Source organism: Serratia nematodiphila DZ0503SBS1, assembly GCF_000738675.1.
Classification (GTDB): domain Bacteria; phylum Pseudomonadota; class Gammaproteobacteria; order Enterobacterales; family Enterobacteriaceae; genus Serratia; species Serratia nematodiphila.
In genome coordinates, this window is sequence record NZ_JPUX01000001.1 from 780,200 (window position 1) to 800,741 (window position 20,542).

At 62.1% G+C, this 20,542-nt stretch carries 19 protein-coding genes and 1 pseudogene; 6 read left to right on the plus strand and 14 right to left on the minus strand.

Annotated elements, in window-relative coordinates; translation table 11 throughout:
* Positions 1-7 precede the first annotated feature (7 nt).
* Together JL05_RS03545 and JL05_RS03550 are read right to left on the minus strand one after the other, a co-directional pair.
* The gene (locus JL05_RS03545; protein WP_004953088.1) at positions 8-211 is read right to left on the minus strand and encodes a YbdD/YjiX family protein; all 204 of its coding nucleotides are present in this window, start codon (positions 209-211) and stop codon (positions 8-10) included.
* A 218-nt stretch (positions 212-429) separates the two neighbouring features.
* Positions 430-2,610 carry a carbon starvation CstA family protein gene (locus JL05_RS03550; RefSeq protein ID WP_033631682.1) on the minus strand — a complete coding sequence of 727 codons (2,181 nt, stop codon included), beginning with the start codon at positions 2,608-2,610 and terminating at the stop codon, positions 430-432.
* Positions 2,611-3,046: 436 nt separating this feature from the next.
* Between JL05_RS03550 and sfnG the strand changes: the two genes are divergently transcribed.
* Positions 3,047-4,141 (plus strand): dimethylsulfone monooxygenase SfnG, encoded by a 1,095-nt coding sequence (gene sfnG / locus JL05_RS03555; protein ID WP_033631683.1) that lies wholly within the window; start codon positions 3,047-3,049, stop codon positions 4,139-4,141.
* Between the two features lie 4 nt (positions 4,142-4,145).
* Here the strand turns inward: sfnG and JL05_RS03560 are convergent, their stop codons facing one another.
* The 9 genes from JL05_RS03560 to JL05_RS03600 form a co-directional block, all read right to left on the minus strand.
* Positions 4,146-5,030 (minus strand): LysR family transcriptional regulator, encoded by an 885-nt coding sequence (locus tag JL05_RS03560; protein ID WP_033631684.1) that lies wholly within the window; start codon positions 5,028-5,030, stop codon positions 4,146-4,148.
* 27 nt (positions 5,031-5,057) lie between these two features.
* Positions 5,058-5,750 (minus strand): MgtC/SapB family protein, encoded by a 693-nt coding sequence (locus tag JL05_RS03565; protein ID WP_019453282.1) that lies wholly within the window; start codon positions 5,748-5,750, stop codon positions 5,058-5,060.
* A 111-nt stretch (positions 5,751-5,861) separates the two neighbouring features.
* Positions 5,862-6,641: an ABC transporter ATP-binding protein gene (locus tag JL05_RS03570; protein ID WP_033631685.1), complete on the minus strand. Its 780-nt coding sequence runs from the start codon at positions 6,639-6,641 to the stop codon at positions 5,862-5,864.
* 585 nt (positions 6,642-7,226) lie between these two features.
* Entirely contained in the window at positions 7,227-8,309 is a 1,083-nt protein-coding gene (locus tag JL05_RS03575; RefSeq protein WP_033631686.1) for a porin, read from the minus strand.
* A 31-nt stretch (positions 8,310-8,340) separates the two neighbouring features.
* Complete coding sequence (locus JL05_RS03580) at positions 8,341-9,132, minus strand: ABC transporter ATP-binding protein (protein ID WP_033631687.1); 792 nt, start codon at positions 9,130-9,132, stop codon at positions 8,341-8,343.
* Positions 9,133-9,147: 15 nt separating this feature from the next.
* Entirely contained in the window at positions 9,148-10,869 is a 1,722-nt protein-coding gene (locus JL05_RS03585) for an ABC transporter permease (RefSeq protein ID WP_033631688.1), read from the minus strand.
* A 484-nt stretch (positions 10,870-11,353) separates the two neighbouring features.
* Positions 11,354-12,043, minus strand: a complete 690-nt coding sequence (locus tag JL05_RS03590) for a trehalose-6-phosphate synthase (protein ID WP_033631689.1) — start codon at positions 12,041-12,043, stop codon at positions 11,354-11,356.
* A gap of 13 nt (positions 12,044-12,056) precedes the next feature.
* Positions 12,057-12,467: a GNAT family N-acetyltransferase gene (locus JL05_RS03595; RefSeq protein ID WP_033631690.1), complete on the minus strand. Its 411-nt coding sequence runs from the start codon at positions 12,465-12,467 to the stop codon at positions 12,057-12,059.
* A 32-nt stretch (positions 12,468-12,499) separates the two neighbouring features.
* On the minus strand, positions 12,500-13,870 hold the full coding sequence (locus JL05_RS03600) for a glutamine synthetase family protein (RefSeq protein ID WP_033631691.1): 1,371 nt from the start codon (positions 13,868-13,870) through the stop codon (positions 12,500-12,502).
* 236 nt (positions 13,871-14,106) lie between these two features.
* Between JL05_RS03600 and JL05_RS03605 the strand changes: the two genes are divergently transcribed.
* Positions 14,107-14,433, plus strand: a complete 327-nt coding sequence (locus tag JL05_RS03605) for a hypothetical protein (RefSeq protein ID WP_033631692.1) — start codon at positions 14,107-14,109, stop codon at positions 14,431-14,433.
* Here the strand turns inward: JL05_RS03605 and JL05_RS03610 are convergent.
* The 3 genes and pseudogenes from JL05_RS03610 to JL05_RS03620 all read right to left on the minus strand — a co-directional run bounded on the left by JL05_RS03610 (position 14,424) and on the right by JL05_RS03620 (position 16,831).
* Positions 14,424-14,822 (minus strand): hypothetical protein, encoded by a 399-nt coding sequence (locus JL05_RS03610; protein WP_415837873.1) that lies wholly within the window; start codon positions 14,820-14,822, stop codon positions 14,424-14,426. The two genes, JL05_RS03605 and JL05_RS03610, sit on opposite strands and share 10 nt — an antisense overlap.
* Positions 14,819-15,824: pseudogene (locus JL05_RS03615) on the minus strand (hypothetical protein). The gene JL05_RS03610 and the pseudogene JL05_RS03615 overlap by 4 nt, the downstream one beginning before the upstream one ends.
* A gap of 107 nt (positions 15,825-15,931) precedes the next feature.
* Positions 15,932-16,831, minus strand: a complete 900-nt coding sequence (locus JL05_RS03620) for a LysR family transcriptional regulator (RefSeq protein ID WP_033631693.1) — start codon at positions 16,829-16,831, stop codon at positions 15,932-15,934.
* A gap of 168 nt (positions 16,832-16,999) precedes the next feature.
* Between JL05_RS03620 and JL05_RS03625 the strand changes: the two genes are divergently transcribed.
* Genes JL05_RS03625 through JL05_RS03640 form a run of 4 tightly spaced genes read left to right on the plus strand, consistent with a single transcriptional unit; the run spans position 17,000 to position 20,504 of the window.
* Positions 17,000-17,698 (plus strand): CoA transferase subunit A, encoded by a 699-nt coding sequence (locus JL05_RS03625; RefSeq protein ID WP_004933280.1) that lies wholly within the window; start codon positions 17,000-17,002, stop codon positions 17,696-17,698.
* Between the two features lie 11 nt (positions 17,699-17,709).
* Positions 17,710-18,363, plus strand: a complete 654-nt coding sequence (locus JL05_RS03630; protein WP_015376496.1) for a CoA transferase subunit B — start codon at positions 17,710-17,712, stop codon at positions 18,361-18,363.
* 14 nt (positions 18,364-18,377) lie between these two features.
* A complete protein-coding gene (locus JL05_RS03635) occupies positions 18,378-19,562 on the plus strand; it encodes an acetyl-CoA C-acetyltransferase (protein WP_033633548.1) in 1,185 nt (394 codons plus the stop codon).
* Between the two features lie 18 nt (positions 19,563-19,580).
* Positions 19,581-20,504: a 3-hydroxyacyl-CoA dehydrogenase family protein gene (locus JL05_RS03640; protein ID WP_033631694.1), complete on the plus strand. Its 924-nt coding sequence runs from the start codon at positions 19,581-19,583 to the stop codon at positions 20,502-20,504.
* The last annotated feature ends 38 nt before the right edge of the window (positions 20,505-20,542 follow it).

The following is a 20,542-nucleotide window of genomic DNA, read 5'->3' on the forward strand; positions in this document are numbered from 1 at the left end:
CTGCGGGTTAACAGCAGCGCATGCCGCCTTTGCCGTCGCCGCCGTAGCGCGCTTGCTGGCGCTCGCGGAAAAATTCTTTATAGGTCATCACCGGCTTGTCCGGGTGGTTGTCTTTCATGTGCTGGACGTAGGTATCGTAGTCAGGCACGCCCACCAACATGCGCGCCGCCTGCCCGAGATATTTCCCCGCCTGGCCGAGATTTCCGAACATAAGCCTTCTCCAACTTTACCCTGCATCACTACAGCGCTTGCTTAAGCCTGATATTAGGGGAAGCCGGGGGATGGGGTTCCCGCAGGGATGCCCCACCTCCGGGTCGCCCCGGGTATCTCGATTGCATCGCGCCGCACGCCTGGCGTCTTGCGATGCGCAGGCCGTGCGGCTTTGGGTACTACTTAATGCTTATTATGCAGGGTATCCGTTAAATCACATCAATGCTGGGTCGAAACTTTGACCTCCCCCTCAGTTACGCCGTCGGCGGGCGCGGCCTGCGGCACCGGCACGTAAGGCGTTTCCTGGTCGGTGCGTTTCGGGTTCTTGTGCGCCGCCATCGCGGTTTTCACCCCGTAGAAGATGATGCTGTACACCACCAGCAGGAACAGAATGCTCAGCCCGGCGTTGGTGTAGTTGTTCACCACGATGTGGTTCATGTTGGCGATCTGCTGGGCGCTCAGCTCGGCGCCGCCCTCGGCGATCTTGCGCTTGTACTCGCCGGCCAGGAAGAAGAAGCCTTCCAGCTGTGGGTTGTCGCTGAACAGCTTCAGGCCCAGCGCGTAGGTGGTGCAGATCAGCAGCCACACCGCCGGCAGCACGGTCACCCAGATGTATTGGGTGCGCTTCATTTTAATCAGCACCACGGTGCCCAGCACCAGCGCCACGGCGGCCAGCATCTGGTTGGAGATGCCGAACAGCGGCCACAGGCTCTTCACGCCGCCGAGCGGATCCACCACGCCCTGATACAGCAGGTAGCCCCACAGCCCGACGCAGCCTGCGGTGCCGATGATGCCGGCCACCAGCGAGTCGGTTTTCTTCAGGAACGGCACGAAGTTGCCCAGCAGATCCTGCAGCATAAAGCGGCCGGAGCGGGTGCCGGCGTCCAGCGCGGTCAGGATGAACAGCGCCTCGAACAGAATGCCGAAGTGATACCAGAAGCCCATGTTGGCGCCCGGAATGATCTGGTGGAACACGTGGGCGATGCCCACCGCCAGCGTTGGCGCGCCGCCGGCGCGGTTCAGCACCGAAGGTTCGCCGATGTCGGTGGCGGTCTGCAGGATCTGTTCCGGGCTGATGACGAAGCCCCAGGAGCTGACCGCCGCCGCCGCGTGCACGGTCACGTCCTTCAGCGAAGCCATGATCATCGGCGCGTCTTCGGTGCCCAGGCGGTGCAGATCCGGCATGGTGATGCCCAGCGCCGCCGGCGGGGTGTTCATGGCGAAGTACAGGCCCGGCTCGATGATGGACGCCGCCACCAGCGCCATGATGGCGACGAAGGACTCCATCAGCATTGCGCCGTAGCCGATAAAGCGCGCGTCGGTCTCATTGGCCAGCAGCTTCGGCGTGGTGCCGGAGGCGATCAGCGCATGGAAGCCGGAGACCGCGCCGCAGGCGATGGTGATGAACAGGAACGGGAACAGGGTGCCTTTCCACACCGGGCCGGTGCCGTCGACGAACTGGGTCACCGCCGGCATTTTCAGCTCAGGGTTGAGGATCACGATGCCGATCGCCAGCCCGACGATCACGCCGATTTTCAGGAAGGTGGCCAGGTAGTCGCGCGGCGCCAGGATCAGCCACACCGGCAGCAGGGCGGAGACAAAGGCGTAGCCGATCAGCGTGAAGGTGATGGTGGTGTCTTTAAAGGTCAGCGCCGGGCCCCAGTACGGGTCGTGCGCCACCACGCCGCCGAACCAGATGGCGGCCACCAGCAGCACGATGCCGATGATTGACACTTCACCCACGCGGCCGGGGCGCAGATAGCGCATGTAGATGCCCATAAACAGCGCGATCGGCACGGTGGAGCAGACGGTGAACACGCCCCACGGGCTTTCCGCCAGCGCTTTCACCACGATCAGCGCCAGCACCGCCAGGATGATGATCATGATCAGGAAGCAGCCGAATAGCGCGATGGTGCCCGGTATCGGCCCCATCTCTTTTTTGATGATCTCACCGAGCGAGGCGCCGTTGCGGCGCGAGGAGATGAACAGCACCATAAAGTCCTGCACCGCCCCCGCCAGCACCACGCCGCCAAGCAGCCACAGCGTGCCGGGCAGGTAGCCGACCTGAGCGGCCAGCACCGGCCCCACCAGCGGCCCGGCGCCGGCGATGGCGGCGAAGTGGTGGCCGAACAGCACGTTCTTGTTGGTCGGCACGTAGTTGAGGCCGTCGTTGTTGACCACCGCCGGGGTGGCGCGGCCGGCGTCCAGCTTCATCACCCTGGTGGCGATGTACAGGCTGTAGTAGCGGTAGGCCACCAGATACACCGCCACCGAAGCGACGACGATCCACAGCGCGCTGATGTGTTCGCCGCGGCGCAGCGCCACCACGCCGAGGCAGGCTGCGCCGAGTATCCCCAGCAGCATCCACGGAATGTGCTTTAAAATCCCCTCTCGTTTCATGAGGTATCCTTAATTCCAGTCTGCAAAATATGAATGAACTCATCCGCTTGTAAGAGATGTCAGAGTGGCGCGGTGAGCCGTAGCGTCTTTCCCGAGGTAAGGCGGGTTTAGGAACAGCTCATCATCGCCGGGGGTAAGGGGGGAAGACAGGCGTATTTCGCTCAGCGGTCAGATCCGCCGGGTGAACGGTTGGATTGGCGGGGTAAGCGGTTTGCTGCATAACCAGCAGCCGCCCGCCAGCCGCTGTTGCCAATGCAGCACCCGCTTTAACCCGCCGGCTTTAAACCCTCGGTTTATCAGCCAGATGCCTTAACGCGGCGGTTGGCACGCATTCTGCTATCGGATTTATAACCAAAACAAGGTTTTCAATATTTGTAAATCGATAATGGTTATATGCGTGCCGCATCACGGCGCCAACGAGCAGAGGGAGAGAAGCATGTCAGCAGCAAACCACTCGCAGCAGCCTATTCAGTTCGCCTACTGGGTGCCGAACGTCTCCGGCGGTCTGGTGATCAGCAACATCCCGCAGCGCACCGGTTGGGACATCGGCTATAACCGCAAGCTGGCGCAGATTGCCGAGCGCGCCGGTTTCGACTACGCGCTTACCCAGATCCGCTTCACCGCCGGTTACGGCGCGGAGAACCAGCACGAATCGGTGTCGTTCTCACAGGCGCTGCTGGATTCCACCGAGAAACTGAAAGTGATCGCCGCGCTGCTGCCGGGGCCGTGGAACCCCACGCTGGCGGCCAAGCAGATCGCTACCATCAGCCACCTTTCGGAGGCGCGCATCGCGGTGAACATTGTCAGCGGCTGGTTCCGCGGCGAGTTCAAGGCCATCGGCGAGCCGTGGCTGGATCATGAGGAGCGCTACCTGCGCTCGGAAGAGTTTATCCGCTGCCTGCGCGGCATCTGGACTGAGCCCAGCTTCACCTTCGCCGGCGATTTTTATCGCTATCGCGACTACTCGCTGAAGCCCAAGCCGCTGGATCCGCTGCCGGAGATCTTCCAGGGCGGCAGCTCGCGGGCGGCGCGCGACATGGCGGCGCGGGTTTCGGACTGGTACTTCACCAACGGCAACAGCGTGGAGGGCATTCGCCAGCAGGTGGACGATCTGCAGACCAAGGCCAGGGCCAACCAGCACCGGGTCAAGGTGGGGGTGAACGGCTTCGTCATTGCCCGCGATACCGAGCAGGAAGCGCAGGCAGTGCTGCAGGAGATTATCGATCACGCCAACCCGGAGGCGGTGCAAGGATTCGGCCACGAGGTGAAGAACGCCGGGGCGGCCTCGCCCGAGGGCGAGGGCAACTGGGCCAAATCCTCGTTTGAGGATCTGGTGCAGTACAACGACGGCTTTAAAACCAACCTGATCGGCACGCCGCAGCAGATCGCCGAGCGCATCATCGCGTTAAAAGACGCCGGGGTGGATCTGCTGTTGCTGGCGTTTCTGCACTTCCAGGAAGAGGTGGAGTACTTCGGCCGCGAAGTGATCCCGCTGGTGCGCGAACTGGAGCGCCAGCGGGCGGCGGCCTGAGCGTTCAACCCGTTTGCAGGGTTTGCAGCAGGTGGATAAAGGCGGCGCTGAGCGGCGGCGTGGCTGGCTCATGGCGGGTAAAGACATAAAAGCGCGCGCTGATGTCGATCCCCTGCGTCGGGATTTTCTGCAGGTGCAGCTGCGGGGCGTAGTGCGCGACGACCCGATCGCTCAGCAGCGCGATATAGCCCTGCTGCCTGACCAGGCACCAGGTCGCCAGAAAGGAGTCGGTCTCGACGATCTGGCCGTGCGGCGTGTAACGCTCGGCGATCTCGCGGATGGCGGCGTGCCCCACCGAGCAGGAGTGCGGCACCACCCATTTGGCTTCGGCCGGCGGCTGCCCGGCGGCGGTCAGGTCGCCCCCTTGATAGAGCGAGAAGCGCTCGCTCTTCAGCGCCTGCATGGCTAGATCGGCGCCGCCCGCCGCGCCGTTCAGGCTGCTGACCGCCAAATCCAGCTCGCAGTTTCTCAGCCGGGCGAGCAGGCCTTCCGGGCCGTCTTCCACCACCGTCACCCGGGTATGCGGGTAGCGGCGGTTGAAGCCTTCGAGCACCTGAGGCAGGTAGCACAGCAGCGGATCGACGCTCATCCCCACCCGCAGGCGCTTCTCGCCGCCGGCGCTCATGCCGCGCAGCTCGTCAAACGCGCTGAGCAACTGATTGGTGGCGGCGTCTATCCGCCGGTAAAACAACTCGCCGACCGCCGTCAGGCGCACGCCGCGGTTGCTGCGCTCCAGCAACCGCGCGCCGATGGACATTTCCAGCTCTTTGAGCACCCGGCTGAGCGTCGGTTGCGAGACGGCCAGTTTTTTCGCGGCATCGTGCAAACTTCCGCAGTGAACGATGTCTTTGAACATCGTTAGATGAGCCAGTTTTGGCATGGTTTTCATGGTGAATCTCCCTGGAAGTGAACGGCATTAGCCGGAGCCGGCGATGCGGCTGTAATAGGCCTGTTTCATCATGCTGTCGTTCAGCAGTTTATTGATGGTCTGGTCGAGCACCGGCGTGGTGACGGAGGCCGGCATCAGCGTGGCGGTGATCTCCACGTCGTCGTCGCCAAAGGGTTCGATATCCAGATGCGAGATAAAGCAGTTTTCTCCTTGCAGCACCTGTTTGAATTTGGCCAGCGCTTCACGCTGTTCATGCTCGAAGGCAATGACGCAAATCTGGTAGGTGGATTCGCCGTTAACGTCATTGAAGGGCTGTTTGTTGACCATATTGACCAGAGGGCGCAGCAGGGTGTTGGCGGCGAGCACGAACAGCGTGGCGGCCAGCGCATCGCCGTACAGGCCGCAGCCGGCGCAGGCGCCGACCGCCGCGGAGCCCCAGAGCGTGGCGGCGGTGTTCAGGCCGCGGATGTTCATCCCTTCTTTCATGATGGCCCCGGCGCCGAGAAAGCCGACGCCGGAGACCACGTAGGAGATGACGCGCACCGCGCCGCCGCTGCCGTCGATGGTCATGGCCAGGTGGACGAAAATCGCCGCGCTGGTGGCCACCAGCGTATTGGTGCGCAGCCCGGCGGTGCGCTGGCGGAATTGTCTTTCGTAGCCGATGGCGGCGCCCAGGACGGACGCGGTCAGCAGCGTCAGCAGTGTATGAATGAAATGCATGATAATAACTCGATGTATTATCCGCTTATCATGAGACACCCGTGGCGGGGTGACTCTTGATAAACAGGTAGTTAAGTTGGCGGGATCCGTCCCGCCAGGCCAGGGCGGCGCTCAGTGCGCGGCGGCGATCTGCCGGCTGAGCGTCTCGCTGATTTTGTCCGTCAGCGGCTGCATCCCCTCGCGGGTACGCGTCTCGCGGCGCTGCGCGATGTGATAGCAGCCGTCGAGGGTGCCGGCGCCCAGCAGGAGGATGCGATCAGACATCATCACCGCTTCCTCTACGCTGTGGGTCACCAGCACGATGGAGCGGGTTTTGATCTGGCGCGTGCTCCAGATGCGCAGCAGATCGCTGCGCAGGTGTTCGCCGGTATAGACGTCCAGCGCGGAAAACGGCTCATCCAGCAACAGCAGCATCGGTTCTACCGCCAGCGCGCGCGCAAAGCCGACCCGCTGGCGCATGCCGCCGGAAAGCTCGCGCGGGTAGGCGTCGCGGTAGGGCGCGAGACCGACCAGATCGAGCATTTTCAGCGTCTGGGCTTCGACCACCTGCGGCGGCAGATCCTGCGCCTGCAGCCCGAAGGCGATATTCTGGTAGACGTTCAGCCACGGGAAAATGGCGAAGGTCTGGAACACCATGTTGATTTGCGGATTCGGCCCCGAGACTTTTTTATCCCCCAGCATCACGGTGCCCAGATCCGGCGCGATCAGGCCGGAAAGTATGCGCAGCAGGGTGGATTTGCCCGAGCCGGACTGCCCCAAAATGCTGACGACCTCGTTATCGTAGAGGCGCAGGTTGATTTCATTCAGCACCAGGCGTTTTTCTTTACCGGTAGGCTGAACGCTTTTGCTGGCGTTATTAACCGTCAGCAGCGTGGTTTTTTTTACCATCATGATGTTTCTCCACTCAATTAAAAATATGAGCATGGAAAAATGGCCGATAGTTATCGCCGCGCAGGGGTAAAATAAATGCGAGCGCAAATAAGCCTGAGCGTTATCGGACTGTTAATAAGCGTATGCTGGAAGGATTAACCTGTCAGGCGCGCCGGAGCGGCGTGCGCGGAGGCCATGCGCTGAAGGGGTAAAGCGAAGGGATGTGGTAACTGACGCATATCCTGACACTTTCAGGATGCAATGGGATGACTATTGCTCCTGTGACCTCAGCGATTCCAACAATAAAATAAACAACCAACTGTCGCCGTCCATATCATTTCCCCGTTATTTTTCGTGTGGCCATAATACGCGTGATATTGTCTGTGATTCAATGTGGTTAGGCGGAATTATCGCGGCAAAATGTAATTTAATATGAATGCGGGAAAGTTTTTCTTTATTTATTAAACGGGGCGTCAACGAAAATCATGAGAATGAATATAGGCGCTATTTTATGGAAATATAAACCTGAATTAAACGAGAGAATAACAGGGCGGGCGCAAGACAAATAATGAACCGGCCGCAGAGCGCGCTGCGGCCGGTATCGGGTCAGAACTGATACATGATGCCGGTTTCGATAATGTCGTCGGCGCCGGCGCCGACGGCGTTCTGCCGTTGCAGCAGGTTGAGCTTGTACTCCACGTAGGTCGACATATTGGCGTTGAAGCTGTAGTTCAGCGCCAGATCCAGGTATTTGACCAGATCGGCGTCGCCGATGCCGGGCAGGTTACGGCCGCGCGTTTGCAGGTAGGCCACCGAGGGCGTGACGCCGGAATCGAAGTGATACTGCGCGACCGCCTCGACGGCGTCCGCGCGGGGGGCGAAGCCGGCGTAGCGATCGCCGTCGACATAGGTCATGTTTTCGGTGCGCGCATAGCTGGCCGCCAGGTAGAGGTTGTCCAGATCGTATTTCAGCCCCAGCGTCCAGGCCCGGGCGCGATCGCCGTCAGCCAGGCCGAAGCGCTGCTGCGCCAGGGTGCGCGCAGAGTTGGCGTAGGCGGCGCCAAAGTTTAGCCCCGCGCCGGTGTCGTAGGTGGCGGAAAAGGCGTAGCCATCGCCGTTTTGCGTCTGAATATCCTTCGCCCGCAGAGCGTCGTCCCCCCGATTCTTCCCCTGATATTGCAGGCCGAGATCCAGACCGTCCAACAGCCCGCCCAGGCTGCGGTTGTGGTAGGTCAGCAGGCCGTTGGCGCGGCCGGTCATGAAGTTGTCGGCCGCTTCGTAGCTGTCGTTGCCGAATTCGGGCAGCACGTCCGTCCAGCCGGCCACGTCATACAGCAGGCCGTAGCTGCGGCCGTAGTCCAGGCTGCCCCAGCGGCCGAACGTCAGCCCGGCGAAGCCCAGCCGGGTATAGCTATTGCCCGGCCCGGCGCTTTCCGCCTGATCGAGCCCCGCCTGATATTCCCATTGGCCATACCCTGTCAGCCCCTCGGCGATCTGCGTCTCGCCTTTGAAACCGAAACGGGTGTAGGAGCGATCGCCGTTATTGTCGGCATCGCTGCTGAAGTAATGCACCCCGTTCAGTTGGCCGTACAGATCCAGTTTATTGCCGTCTTTGTTGACGATTTCTGCCCCGGCGGCGGCCGCCGGCATCAGGATGACCAGCGCCATCAGTAAGCTTTTATGTTTCATTTCACTACCCTGAGTTAACGAAAATGCGGCCTTATCCGGCCGGTTGCGCCTGCGCGATTTTTTTGTACAGGCAGCTGCGGATCCGATCGGTGAGGTGCCGCAGGCTGCCCCGGTTGCGCGCCGCGCGGGGAATATTGATGCTGAATTCGTCATCGATCCGTTTGCTGGTCGCGTCCAGGATCAGCACCCGATCGGACATCAACACCGCCTCTTCGACGTCGTGCGTCACCATCACCATGGCACGCGTGCGCAGCCGGTTGTCTCCCCACAGCGCCAGCAGATCGCTGCGCAGTTTTTGCGCGGTAAAGATATCGAGGGCGGAGAAGGGCTCGTCCAGCAGCAAGACATCGGGCTCTACCGCCAACGCCCGGGCGAAGCCCACGCGCTGGCGCATGCCGCCCGACAGCTCGCGCGGCCAGGCGTGCTCATAGCCGCTCAGCCCCACCAGGCGCAGCAGCGCCCCCAGCCGCTCGGCGATCGTCTGCGGCGGCAGCTTTTGCGCCAGCAGGCCGAAGGCGATGTTGTCGTACACCGTCAGCCAGGGGTAGAGCGCGTAGGACTGAAACACCATGCCGGCGTTGGCGCTCGGGCCGCAGACCGGTTTGCCCGCCAGGGTGAGCGTGCCGCTGTCCGGCGGGATCAGCCCGGCCAGCATGCGCAGCAGCGTGGACTTGCCCGAACCGGATTGCCCCAGAATGGTGACGAACTCGCCGGCGTGCACGGTCAGCGACACGTCGCGCAGCACGGGGGTGGGGCGCTTGTTTTCGCCGATAAACGTTTTGTTCAACCGACGGGCGCTGATAATCACGTCTTGAGTCAGCATGTGGTTCCCCCTTGATCAGTCATATTTGAATTTGGTTTCCGCGATGCGATACAGCGGTTGCCAGACGAAGATGATGCACAGCGCCACCAGCGCGCACATCGCGGCGCAGCCCAGTGCGGACTCCGGGTTCTTGCCGGCGTCGGTGACGACGGAAATGAACGCGCCCAGCCCGGTGGCGCTGAGGGTGGTGCTGCCCCACTGGATCACTTCGGCGGCGATGGCGCTGTTCCAGGCGCCGCCGGCGGCGGAGATGATGCCGGTCACGATATAGGGGAAGATCGCCGGCAGCATGTAGTAGCGCCACCAGCGGAAACGGCGCAGGCCGAAGGTTTCGCTGACTTCGGTGATCTGCGTCGGAATGGCGGAAACGCCGGCGATCACGTTGAACAATACGTACCACTGGGTGCCCAGCATGATCATCGGAATGGCCCACCAGCCGAGATCCTGATGATAAATGGCGATGAAGGCGGCGATCAGCGGGTAGAAAATGTTGGGCGGAATGGCCGCCAGGATCTGGATGATCGGCTGGAAGATCTTCACCAGGCGCGGATTCAGGCCGATCCACACCCCCAGCGGCGTGAAGATCGCCACGCTGAGCAGCATGGCCGCGGCCACGCGCGCGGTGGTGAGCAACATCCACTCCGGCAGCATGGCGAAGTACTGTTTGGGGAAGTATTCCCACAACTGATAGCCGAACCACACGCAGGCCAACACCACGCCGAGATACCACAGGCTGCGCCACAGCCAGTTGCCTTTGGCGGCGAGCCTGAACAGGCGGTGCAGACCGAGGGCGTACCACAGCCGCGGCAGCTTGAACAGCCACAGGTCAGCCAGCGCGCGCAGCGTGCGGCCGAGCGCCGCGCCGACGTGCGAGAAGGCCAGGCTGTTGTAAAACCACGGATTGCCGAGCGCCCGATTGGCGGTGACGTCTTCGTATTTGAAGCGGGCGGTGTAACGCACCAGCGGGCGGAACACCAGCTGATCGAGCAGCACGATGTTGGCGGCCAGCGCGACGATCGCATACAGGATCGCCGGCACGTTCTGCTGCGCCAGCGCTTCGGCGATATAGGAGCCGACGCCGGGCAGTTCGACCGAGCGATCGCCGACCGGAATGGCTTCGGAGGCCACCAGGGCGAACCAGGCGGCGGATTGCGACACCATGGCGTTCCACAGCAGGCCCGGCACCGAATAGATGAATTCCAGCCGCCAGAAGCGTTGCCACGGGTTGTAATTGAAGCTGCGGGCGGCTTCGTCCAGCTCCTTGGGCACGATGCGCAGCGTCTGATACAGCGTCAGCATCATGTTCCAGGCCTGGCCGGTAAACACCGCGAAGATGGCGGTGCACTCCAGCCCCATCACGCTGTGTGGGTAGAGGTTGAGAAAGTACACGGTCGTGAAGGTCAGGAACCCCACCAGCGGCACCGACTCCATAAAGTTGACGAAGGGCAGGATCACCCGGCGCAGCGGCGCATAGCGCGCGGCCAGCACGGCGAACACCACAGAAAAAAGCAGCGACCAGGCCATACCGAGGAGAAAACGCATGCTGGTTCTGAGCGAATAATAAAGCAGGTTCCAGGCATCGAGACTAATGGCAGAGACGTTTTGTTCATTGAAGTCGCCGTGCATGTCGCCCCATGCGCGAATAAAAAAGGCAATGAAGAAAACGCCGATGGCGATAACGATAAAGTCATTTAAATAAGACTTTCTGAAAACAGATGTACCCCGGTTATTTTGCATAACGCAATACCTTATTTTTCCCATAAGAAATCCGTCGGCGCTCGGGTAATGCTCCCGGCGACATCAGATAAATACCGCCACAGCGGTTGAGACAAACGTTGTTTTCGCAGCGGGGCGATGGGCGGGCAGGCAGAGCGGGAAAGGCCGTCAGAAGGGGAGCGGTTGCCGCATTCCGTATCTTTCAGAATGCAACGTGGATGGCATTACTGAAAGGTGCCCAATAGCATTAGCGTAAAACTAAAACTTTCATCGCCCATAGGGCCCTCCTCGGTTTAAATATGGCACGGAGAGGGTAATGTGTTTTGCTAATAAAAAGCAATTGGCGGTGCGCGGTTTTTACGGTTGATATGTAACAGGATGAATATTCATTTTTTAATCGCTATATTCAGAAAATAAAATAACCTATTTTGATGGCGGTAAATGCGGTGGAAATAAATCGCAGCGAAATAAAACGGCGCGCCTGAATACCGCGCGCGCCGTAACATTAATAAACCTGCCTGCCGTTGATGCCGGTGGGGAAAATGCCGGTGGCGAACAGATGCCCGTTGGCCTGGATCTGGTCGTCGGGCAGCATCTCCAACGGGAACTCGCCTGACAGGCAGCTGAGAAAGGCGTTGCGATCGTCCGTGGTGGTAAAGCCGATCAGATCGTAGAACAGCAGCGAAGCGATCAGCTGGCGATGTTCCGGGATGCGCCGCAGCAGCGCCGCCGACGGGAACGGTAGGTGGAAGAAGAACGCGCAGGCATTCAGCAGCCCCTGCTCCTTCAACGCCTGGGCGCAGGGCAGCAGCTGGTAGTCGTCGATACAGACGATGTCGCCCGGGCACAGGTGCTCGCAGGCGATATCGGCGAAACGGCGATTCAGCTGCCGGTAGGCGCGGTAGTTTTCCGGCGTGAAGTGCGCCTTCTCCGGCTGGTTGTGGAATACCGGCCACAGGCCGTCGTGGTAGTAGCCCTGATAGTGGCGGCGAAACTCCTCGATCGACAGCGGGAAGGTCACCTGATCGTAACCGGCGCGTTGGCGGCAACTGATCGGGCGCTGCGCGAAATTCTGCACGTCGCCGTTCCAGCCGAGCCACAGCCCCGGTTCGGCGTCGGCCGCCAACGTCCGGCCGGCGCAGGCCAGATCCTTGCCGTCGCACTGTTTGTTGGAAATCAGCACCAAACGAGACATCGGGTTCTCCTTATCAGTGCAGGGCGCGCGGGGCGTGCGCCGCGCAGTCGGCGCGCCAGGGCGCTTGCAGCGCGGGCAGCGTGACGCGCAGGCCGCGCAATGCCGGATGCGCCAGGCAGCAGCGCGTCAGCCAGCTTCCCAGCCCGACGCCGCGGTATTCGGCGCTGACGAACAGCTCGCTCACCGAGGCGAAGGTGGCGTAATCGGTCACCATGCGGGCGAAGCCGAGCTGGTGGCGTTTGCGGTACAGGCCAAAGCATAGGCCGTGGCGCGCCAGGCGCTCCGCCGCCGCCCGATCCGGCAGGCTGAGGAAACGCTGGATCGCTTCGATATCCAATAACTGCCGATCGGTGCTGATATGAAAAACGCCTTTGCGCCAGCAGAGCAGCGGCTGTACGGGGGCCAATTGCGGTTGCATGTTCATGATTATCCTTAGGTTAACGAATCAGTGGATGGTTACAGCATCCAGCCGAGTTCGGCGGCGGTGACCTGTTCCTCGAAGCGGCGCAGTTCGGCGCTTTTGCAGGTGTGCCACAGGGTGCAGAACGCCGGGCCGAGCAATTCGCGCAGCGGATCGCTGTGGCGGAACAGCGCCAGCGCCTCCTGCTGGCCGAGCGGCAAGGGGGCGGCGTTGTCGCTTTCGCAGCCGTTGGCGGCGGGCGGCAGCGGCAGCGGGTGTTCCAGCCCGTGCAGCAGGCCGCCGAGCATCACCGCCAGCGCCAGATAGGGGTTGGCGTCGGCGCCGGCCAGGCGGTATTCGATGCGCTGATTGGCGCTGTCGGCGCAGGGCAGGCGCAGCGCTACCGTACGATTGTTGTGGCCCCAGGAGGCGCGCAGCGGCACGTGCATGCCGGGGCGGAAGCGGCGAAACGCGTTGATGTTGGGCGCCAGGATCGCCATCGACGCCGGCATCAGCGCCAGCATGCCCGCCATCGCCTGTTGCATGTTGTCGCTCAGTTCGCCCGGCGCGCCGGTCAGCAGGTTCTCGCCGTGCTCGTTCTGCAGGCTGATGTGGAAATGCAGCCCGCTGCCGGCGGCATGGGCGCAGGGCTTGGCCATAAAGCAGGCGTGCTGGTGATGTTGCTCGGCAATCTGCCGCGTCAGGCGCTTCAGCGCCATGATCTGGTCACAGGCTTCCAGCACGCGCCGGCTGTGATGCAGGTTCAGCTCGTACTGGCCGGAAGCGGCTTCAGCCACCACGCCGGTCAGCGGCAGGCTTTGCAGCCGCGCGTGCCGTTCGATGTCGCTCAGCAGCGCATGGTGGCGCTCGGGCGCATCCACCGCGAAGCTCTGCGTCGGGCAGGCTTCCGCCTCGGCGGGGCGCAGCGGATCCTGCAGGTAGAACTCCAGTTCGGCCGCCACCACCGGGAAGCAGTTGCGCTCGTGCAGGCGCTTCAGCACCCGTTGCAGCACCACGCGCGGCTCCAGCTCGCAGGCGCCGCCGTCGGCGTTTTGCATCGTCAGCAGCAGCTGGGCGTGGCGTTCGGGATCGCGCGCGCAGGGGCGCAGCGTGCCGGGCACCGGCAGGCACAGCCGATCCGGCTCGCCCGCCCGCTGCCCCAGCCCGCTCTCTTCAATCACCCGGCCGTGCAGATCCAGGGCGTAGATCGACAGCGGGAAGTAGCAGCCTTTTTCCAGCCCAAAGGCTTCGGCGATCGGCAGCCGCTTGCCGCGCAGCTGGCCGTTCAGATCGTGCAGATAAATATCCAGCTGTTCGGTATCCGGATAGCGCTGCAGGTAGTGTTCCAGCTCTTTGTGGAAGGTGCGCGTCGGCGATGCGGGCAGCTCCGCCAGCAGAGGATTGAACCCGATGATATTAGAATGCATGGCGCGCTCCAAAACGAAGACCGGTCACGGCCAGAGGCAGGGATAAACGCATGAGACAACTCTCTTGTGGGGCCATAGCGGCGATGTGAAAAGGGTATCTGCGGCGGCAAAAACTGTCTGTAAAAACGCCGTAACGTTAACGGGGCGCGGAATAAAAATGCCGTAAAGAGCTCGGCGGGTTGGCCGGGTCGGCACGGTCTATACTGGCGAGATGGGCCGTAGAAGGAGAGATAACGATGAAGAGAATAGGGCTGCTTATCGCCGCGCTGGCCGCGTTCCACGCCACCGCGTCTTCCCCACAGGCGTGGGCCGAGAGCGAACGGGCGATGCGCGCCGCCTGCCTGAAAGCCAGCGGGCTCAAAAACGCCAGGGTGGAAGGGGAGATTATTCACTACGGTGATGACGTCGGCTATTCGGCGCTGTTTATCGGCGGGCGCTACCCGCAGCCGTTTATGAAAAACCAGCCGGGCAGGGAGCTGTGCTTATATCAGCGCGCCACGCAGAAGGCGGCGGTGCAGGCGGTGGAGGGGGTGAAGGGGAGCAGTGCGTCTGCTCAACCTTGATGTTTGATGAGATAAATAAAAATACAGCCCACGGTGGTAATAATGGCTTCTACGAGCAAAAGTATAAAGTCCATCGCCAGCCACTTCTGTAGCTCAGGAGAGGCGTTTTTTTGCACGAAATCGTAGGTTTTCGCATCGAGCCAAACTTGATCCCTTATTTTTATTTTTTTCCTTTTCAGAATCCAAAGAAACCACTGTGCTTTCAATGAGGTTCCAAGTATGCCGAGGCTATCGGCAAAGGCGACGTAGGGCGGAATAAAATGTCCGCTGCCGGCGTAACGTTGATAGAAAGCATCAAACTCTTTTTTATGGCGACGGTAACCAATGAACTGGATGAAGGCGCTTAAAACCAGCAATATCAAACACGATATGACGATAAATTTCATCATTCACCTACCACTAACGTCGTCAAATAATCGGAACCCATGCCACCCAGTGTGGATCCTGCGGCGCCTCCTATAGCGGCTCCAGCGATACCACAAACGATCACACCTGTTCCTGCTGTTGCTGCACCCAACACAATTGAACAAGCTGCAATCGCAAGACCTGCACCTGCATTCCCTGCCCAAATTCCCGCCGCAGTACTTGCCGCAAAATGACTGTATCCCTTCACCGCAATCTTGGCGCACTCCTGTTCGCGACCGGTGGTGCAGGCGTTGTAGACGTCGTTGGTGGTATTCAGCCCACTCAATCCGATGCCGATCCAGCCGCCGGCTTTCATAAACTTGGCCGCCCGGCTGGCGCTGTCGACGTAGTTCGAATAACCCTTGATGGCGCCGACGCCGGCGGTGCTCCATTCATGCACCAGTGATTTACTGGAGAGCCTTAGCGCGTGTTTGATTTGCGCATACTCTTTCATATTGAGTTGAGCACGAGTAAGGCGATTCAGTAACGGTTTTAATGTACCGAACAGCCGCGCTCGTTCCACCTGAAACTGGGTGCCAATCAATGCGCCACTCGTGCGGAACTGATTTTGGTAGGTTTTTTCAATCTCAACCAGGATATTCTTGATCTGGCTGAAGTAGCGTTCTCCGGCATCCGAAGCCAGCCCGACGACCGTTTCCCCATAGCTGGTGAAGGCGGCGATAGCGGCGTAATTGCGGTGCAAGAAGGTGGAGAAATCGCTGTCACCGGCTTTCACCAGCTTTGCTGGTGCGGCTCTTGGCCTGCATCAGGGCGGCGATCTGCGTAGATTGATTATGATTGCGCGGATCGGCGACGATCAGCATTTGCCCCGGTTGAACCAGCGGCGTATCGGCATTGAGCTGCATAAAAAAGCGTGCCGCTTCCGATGGCTTGCCACCGAACAGGTAGTTGGCGTGGAAGGCGAGCGGGCCGGTGTGTTGGGCGATGCAATAGCCCGGTGCGATGCTGCTGGACTTCTGTTCCATGTCGAAAAGCCTCCTTATTTTAGGAAACTTAACATTTTCTACAGGGTGGTAACAGCTTCTGGCTCACGCTCTCGATCGGAGAATCATCTGAAAATGCTGGTGCCGCCTTACCCGCCACTTCCCGCCATCTCCCGTTCGATTACCGTCGCCAGCGCCTGCGCGGCGGAAGAGAGTTGGTGCTGCGCCAGGCGGATCAGGCCCACGCGCCGTTCGATAATCGGGCCGTTCAGCGGCACGCACACCGCCCCCAGCTCATCCATCTGTCGCTCGCACAGCGCCGGCACCGCGCTGGCGCCGAGGCCGTTGGCCACCATGCGCCCGACCGTCACCAGCTGGTGGCTCTCAAACGCCACCTCCAGCGTTCGCCCGCTGCGGGCCAGCGCCTGCTCCAGCAGCAGCCGCACCGCTGATGGCCGCTGCAGGGTGATGAAATCCAGCGTCAGCAGCTCCTTCCAGCTCACCTGCGCCTTGCGCGCCAGCGCCGAATCCTTCGGCACCACCGCCAGAAAGCGATCGCGGCACAGCGGGGTGAAGTGCAGGGTGTCGCTCGGCTCCGGCTCGAAGGCGATGCCCATCTCCACCCGGCCTTCGCGGATCATTTCAAACACCTGCTCGTTGATGACGTCGTGCACCGCCACGTTGATGCCGGCGTAACGATCGCGAAACGCCTTGAGGATCGGCGGCAGCGGGTTGCCGGCGAACGACGGCATGGCGGCGATCGCCACCTTGCCCATCTGCAGGGTAAAGCGCTGGCGCATCGCCTCTTCCGCGTTATCCCAATCCGCCAGCAGCTGGCGCGCCATCGGGAAGAAGGTTTCTCCTTCCGGCGTCAGCGTCACCCGGCGGGTGGTGCGCAGCAGCAGCGGCCCGCCCAGCGCGTCTTCCAGCCCACGGATCGCCAGGCTGAGCGCCGGCTGAGAAATATTCAGCCGCTCGCTGGCCTGGGCGAAATTCAGAGTGTGAGCTACCGCTAAAAACGCGCGTAACTGTTTGATGCTCATTTTCATTTTGGTTGGCGTTAACTCTTTGTTAATTGTCGGTTAACGAGTGATTAATAAAAATTCTAAATGAATGCGGCATAAAAACAAAATTAACAAATCATTTTTGTGACCTGAAGATGCCCTCACGCAAGCCAGGGCATTTCGCCCTGCGCCGCAACATGCAGGGGCAACGATATGGCAGGGCTCGACAAACGCGTCGGCAGCTACCAGGAAGCGCTGGCAGGCCTGACGGACAACATGACGGTGCTGGCGGGCGGCTTTGGCCTGTGCGGCATCCCGGAAAACCTGATCGAAGAGATCCGCCGGCGCGGCGTGCGCGGGTTGACGGTGGTCTCCAACAACTGCGGCGTCGACGGGTTCGGCCTCGGGCGGCTGCTGGAGACCCATCAGATCCGCAAGGTGGTGGGATCGTACGTCGGTGAAAACGCGCTGTTCGAGCAGCAGGCGCTCAGCGGCGAGCTGGAGGTGGATCTTACGCCGCAGGGCACGCTGGCGGAGAAGATCCGCGCCGGTGGCGCCGGCATCCCGGCGTTCTTCACCGCCACCGGTTACGGCACGCCGATCGCCGAAGGCAAAGAGGTGCGCGAGTTCAACGGCCGCCCTTACATCATGGAAACCGCCATCACCGGCGATTTCGCCATCGTGAAAGGCTGGAAGGCCGATCACTTCGGCAACGTCATCTACCGCCACACTGCGCAGAACTTCAATCCGCTGATGGCGACCGCCGGGCGCATCACGGTGGTGGAAGTGGAAGAGATCGTGGCGCCGGGCGAACTGGATCCGGCGGCGATCCACACCCCCGGCATCTACGTCGATCGGCTGATCCAGGGCACCTTCGAGAAGCGTATCGAACAACGCACCCTGCGGGCATAAGGAGAATTCGCATGCTTACCCGTGAACAAATGGCGCAGCGCGTGGCGCAAGAGCTGAGAGACGGTTACTACGTCAACCTGGGCATCGGCATCCCGACGCTGGTGGCCAACTACGTGCCGGCGGGCATGGACGTGATGCTGCAGTCGGAAAACGGCCTGCTGGGGATGGGCGAGTTCCCGACCGAGCAGCAGCTGGACGCCGACATGATCAACGCCGGCAAGCAGACGGTCACCGCGCGCCTCGGCGCGTCTATTTTCGATTCGGCGCAGTCGTTCGCCATGATCCGCGGCGGCCATGTCGATCTGACCGTGCTGGGGGCGTTTGAAGTGGACGTCGAAGGCAACATCGCCTCGTGGATGATCCCCGGCAAGATGGTCAAGGGCATGGGCGGCGCGATGGATCTGGTGGCGGGGGCGGAGAACATCATCGTGGTGATGACCCACGCCGCGAAGGGCGGCGAGTCCAAGCTGCTGCCGCGCTGCACGCTGCCGCTGACCGGCGCCCGCTGCATCCGCAAGGTATTGACCGATCTGGCCTATCTGGAAATTGAAGACGGCGCCTTCGTGCTGCGCGAACGCGCGCCGGGCGTCAGCGTGGCGGAGATTGTCGCCAAAACCGCCGGCCGGCTGATTGTGCCGGAGCAAGTGCCGGAAATGCGTTTCTGAGACGGGAGGTGAATGTGCAACAACGTGAAGTGGTGATCGTGGCGGCGACGCGCACGCCGGTCGGCAGTTTTCACGGCGCGCTGGCGCCGCTGACGGCGGTGGAACTGGGCACGGCGGCGGTGCAGGGGCTGCTGGCGCAAAGCGGCGTGCCGCCGCAGCAGATCGATGAAGTGATCCTCGGCCAGGTGCTTACCGCCGGCTGTGGGCAGAATCCGGCGCGCCAGACCGCGCTCAACGCCGGGCTGCCCGTTACGACGCCGGCGCTGACCATCAACAAGGTGTGCGGCTCCGGTTTGAAGGCGGTGCATCTGGCGGTACAGGCGATCCGCAGCGGTGATGCCGACGCGGTGATCGCCGGCGGCCAGGAGAGCATGAGCCAGTCGCCTTACCTGATGGCCGGCGCGCGCGCCGGTCTGCGCCTCGGTCACGCGCAGATGGTGGACAGCGTGATCCACGATGGCCTGTGGGACGCGTTCAACGACTACCACATGGGCATCACCGCCGAGAACCTGGCGGAGAAATACGCCATCAGCAGAGAAGAACAAGACAGGTTCGCGCTGCGCTCGCAGCAGAAGGCGCTGGCGGCGCAGCAGGCCGGGCGTTTCGCGCAGGAGATCACGCCGGTGACGGTGCCGCAGCCGAAGGGCGAGGCGCTGCGGGTCGAGCGCGACCAACAGCCGCGCGACACCAGCCTGGATGCCCTGGCGCGGCTGCGGCCGGCGTTTCGCAAAGAGGGCACGGTGACCGCCGGCAACGCCTCGTCGCTCAACGACGGCGCCGCCGTGGTGCTGCTGATGAGCGCGGAAAAAGCCGCCGCGCTGCGTTTGCCGGTGCTGGCGCGCATCGCCGGTTACGCCTCGTCGGGCGTCGAACCGGCGATCATGGGCATCGGCCCGGCGCCGGCCGCGCGCCGCTGCCTGGAAAAAGCCGGTTGGCGGTTGGAGGAGGTCGATCTGATCGAAGCCAACGAAGCCTTCGCCGCGCAGGCGCTGGCGCTGGGTAAAGAACTGGGCTGGGAGGCGGAGCGGGTCAACGTCAACGGCGGAGCGATCGCGCTGGGGCATCCGATCGGCGCGTCCGGCTGTCGCATTTTGGTGTCGCTGCTGTTCGAAATGCAGCGCCGCGGGGTGAACAAGGGGCTGGCGATGCTGTGCATCGGCGGCGGGCAGGGGGTGGCGCTGGCGGTAGAGCGCCCGTAAACAACCGAGGAGGGCACCATGCAGTCATCTGACTATGCGGTACTGGGCGCCGGGCTGATGGGGGTGGGCATCGCCACCCACTTTATTCGCCACGGCCATGAGGTGCTGCTGTATGACCCGGATCCGCAGCGCCTGGAGGAAGCGCCGGCGGTGGCGAGCGGCATTCTGGCCGAGCTGAGCGACGTCGGGCAGTTTGATAACGATGAGCGCGACGCGGCGCTGGCGCGGCTGCGTGTGACCGGCGATCTGAACGCGGTGGCGCACGCCCGGCTGCTTATTGAGGCGATCCCGGAACGGCTCGAGCTGAAGCATGCGCTGTATGAGCAGCTGGAAGGGCTGATCGCCGACGACGCGGTGATCGCCAGCAACACCAGCGGCCTGCCGCCGGACGAGCTGGCGGCGCGCATGACCCATCCGCAGCGCCTGCTGATCGCCCATTTCTGGCACCCGCCGCACCTGATCCCGCTGGTGGAGATCGTGCCCGGCAGCGCCACCGAACCGCGTCATCTGGCGGCGGTGCAGGCGCTGCTCGGCGAGATGGATCTTGAGGCGGTGCTGCTGGAGCGCGCCGCGCCGGGGTTTGTCGGCAACCGGCTGCAGTTTGCGGTGCTGCGCGAGGCGCTGCACATCGTCCACAGCGGCATCGCCAGCGCCGAGGTGGTGGATCAGGTGATGCGCGCCTCGCTGGGGCGGCGCTACGCCATGGTCGGCCCGCTGGAGGCCGCCGACATGACCGGGCTCCCGACGGTGGCGGACATCGCCCGCCACCTGTTCCCGGAACTGGCGACCGGTGACGAGATGATGGCGCTGGTGGAACAGCGGCTGCAGCGCGGCGATACCGGCCAGCGCAGCGGCCAGGGATTTTATCTTTGGGATGAAGCGCGCAGGGAACGCATTCAACGGCGACGGGCGCATCAGCTGCGCTTTGCGCTGAAACCGTAATTTCGCACGCCGTACCTGACAATAACAACGATAGCGAG

Excerpts from the sequence above, each read along its gene's own strand:
- JL05_RS03590 (WP_033631689.1), bottom strand. The coding sequence starts at position 12,043 with ATGTCTCGTTTGGTGCTGATTTCCAACAAACAGTGCGACGGCAAGGAT.
- JL05_RS03580 (WP_033631687.1), bottom strand. The coding sequence starts at position 9,132 with ATGCTGACTCAAGACGTGATTATCAGCGCCCGTCGGTTGAACAAAACG.
- JL05_RS03640 (WP_033631694.1), top strand. The coding sequence starts at position 19,581 with ATGCAGTCATCTGACTATGCGGTACTGGGCGCCGGGCTGATGGGGGTG.
- JL05_RS03620 (WP_033631693.1), bottom strand. The coding sequence starts at position 16,831 with ATGAAAATGAGCATCAAACAGTTACGCGCGTTTTTAGCGGTAGCTCAC.
- JL05_RS03605 (WP_033631692.1), top strand. The coding sequence starts at position 14,107 with ATGAAGAGAATAGGGCTGCTTATCGCCGCGCTGGCCGCGTTCCACGCC.
- JL05_RS03595 (WP_033631690.1), bottom strand. The coding sequence starts at position 12,467 with ATGAACATGCAACCGCAATTGGCCCCCGTACAGCCGCTGCTCTGCTGG.
- JL05_RS03630 (WP_015376496.1), top strand. The coding sequence starts at position 17,710 with ATGCTTACCCGTGAACAAATGGCGCAGCGCGTGGCGCAAGAGCTGAGA.
- JL05_RS03545 (WP_004953088.1), bottom strand. The coding sequence starts at position 211 with ATGTTCGGAAATCTCGGCCAGGCGGGGAAATATCTCGGGCAGGCGGCG.
- JL05_RS03575 (WP_033631686.1), bottom strand. The coding sequence starts at position 8,309 with ATGAAACATAAAAGCTTACTGATGGCGCTGGTCATCCTGATGCCGGCG.
- JL05_RS03625 (WP_004933280.1), top strand. The coding sequence starts at position 17,000 with ATGGCAGGGCTCGACAAACGCGTCGGCAGCTACCAGGAAGCGCTGGCA.
- sfnG (WP_033631683.1), top strand. The coding sequence starts at position 3,047 with ATGTCAGCAGCAAACCACTCGCAGCAGCCTATTCAGTTCGCCTACTGG.
- JL05_RS03550 (WP_033631682.1), bottom strand. The coding sequence starts at position 2,610 with ATGAAACGAGAGGGGATTTTAAAGCACATTCCGTGGATGCTGCTGGGG.
- JL05_RS03565 (WP_019453282.1), bottom strand. The coding sequence starts at position 5,750 with ATGCATTTCATTCATACACTGCTGACGCTGCTGACCGCGTCCGTCCTG.
- JL05_RS03585 (WP_033631688.1), bottom strand. The coding sequence starts at position 10,869 with ATGCAAAATAACCGGGGTACATCTGTTTTCAGAAAGTCTTATTTAAAT.
- JL05_RS03560 (WP_033631684.1), bottom strand. The coding sequence starts at position 5,030 with ATGAAAACCATGCCAAAACTGGCTCATCTAACGATGTTCAAAGACATC.
- JL05_RS03600 (WP_033631691.1), bottom strand. The coding sequence starts at position 13,870 with ATGCATTCTAATATCATCGGGTTCAATCCTCTGCTGGCGGAGCTGCCC.
- JL05_RS03570 (WP_033631685.1), bottom strand. The coding sequence starts at position 6,641 with ATGATGGTAAAAAAAACCACGCTGCTGACGGTTAATAACGCCAGCAAA.
- JL05_RS03610 (WP_415837873.1), bottom strand. The coding sequence starts at position 14,822 with ATGATGAAATTTATCGTCATATCGTGTTTGATATTGCTGGTTTTAAGC.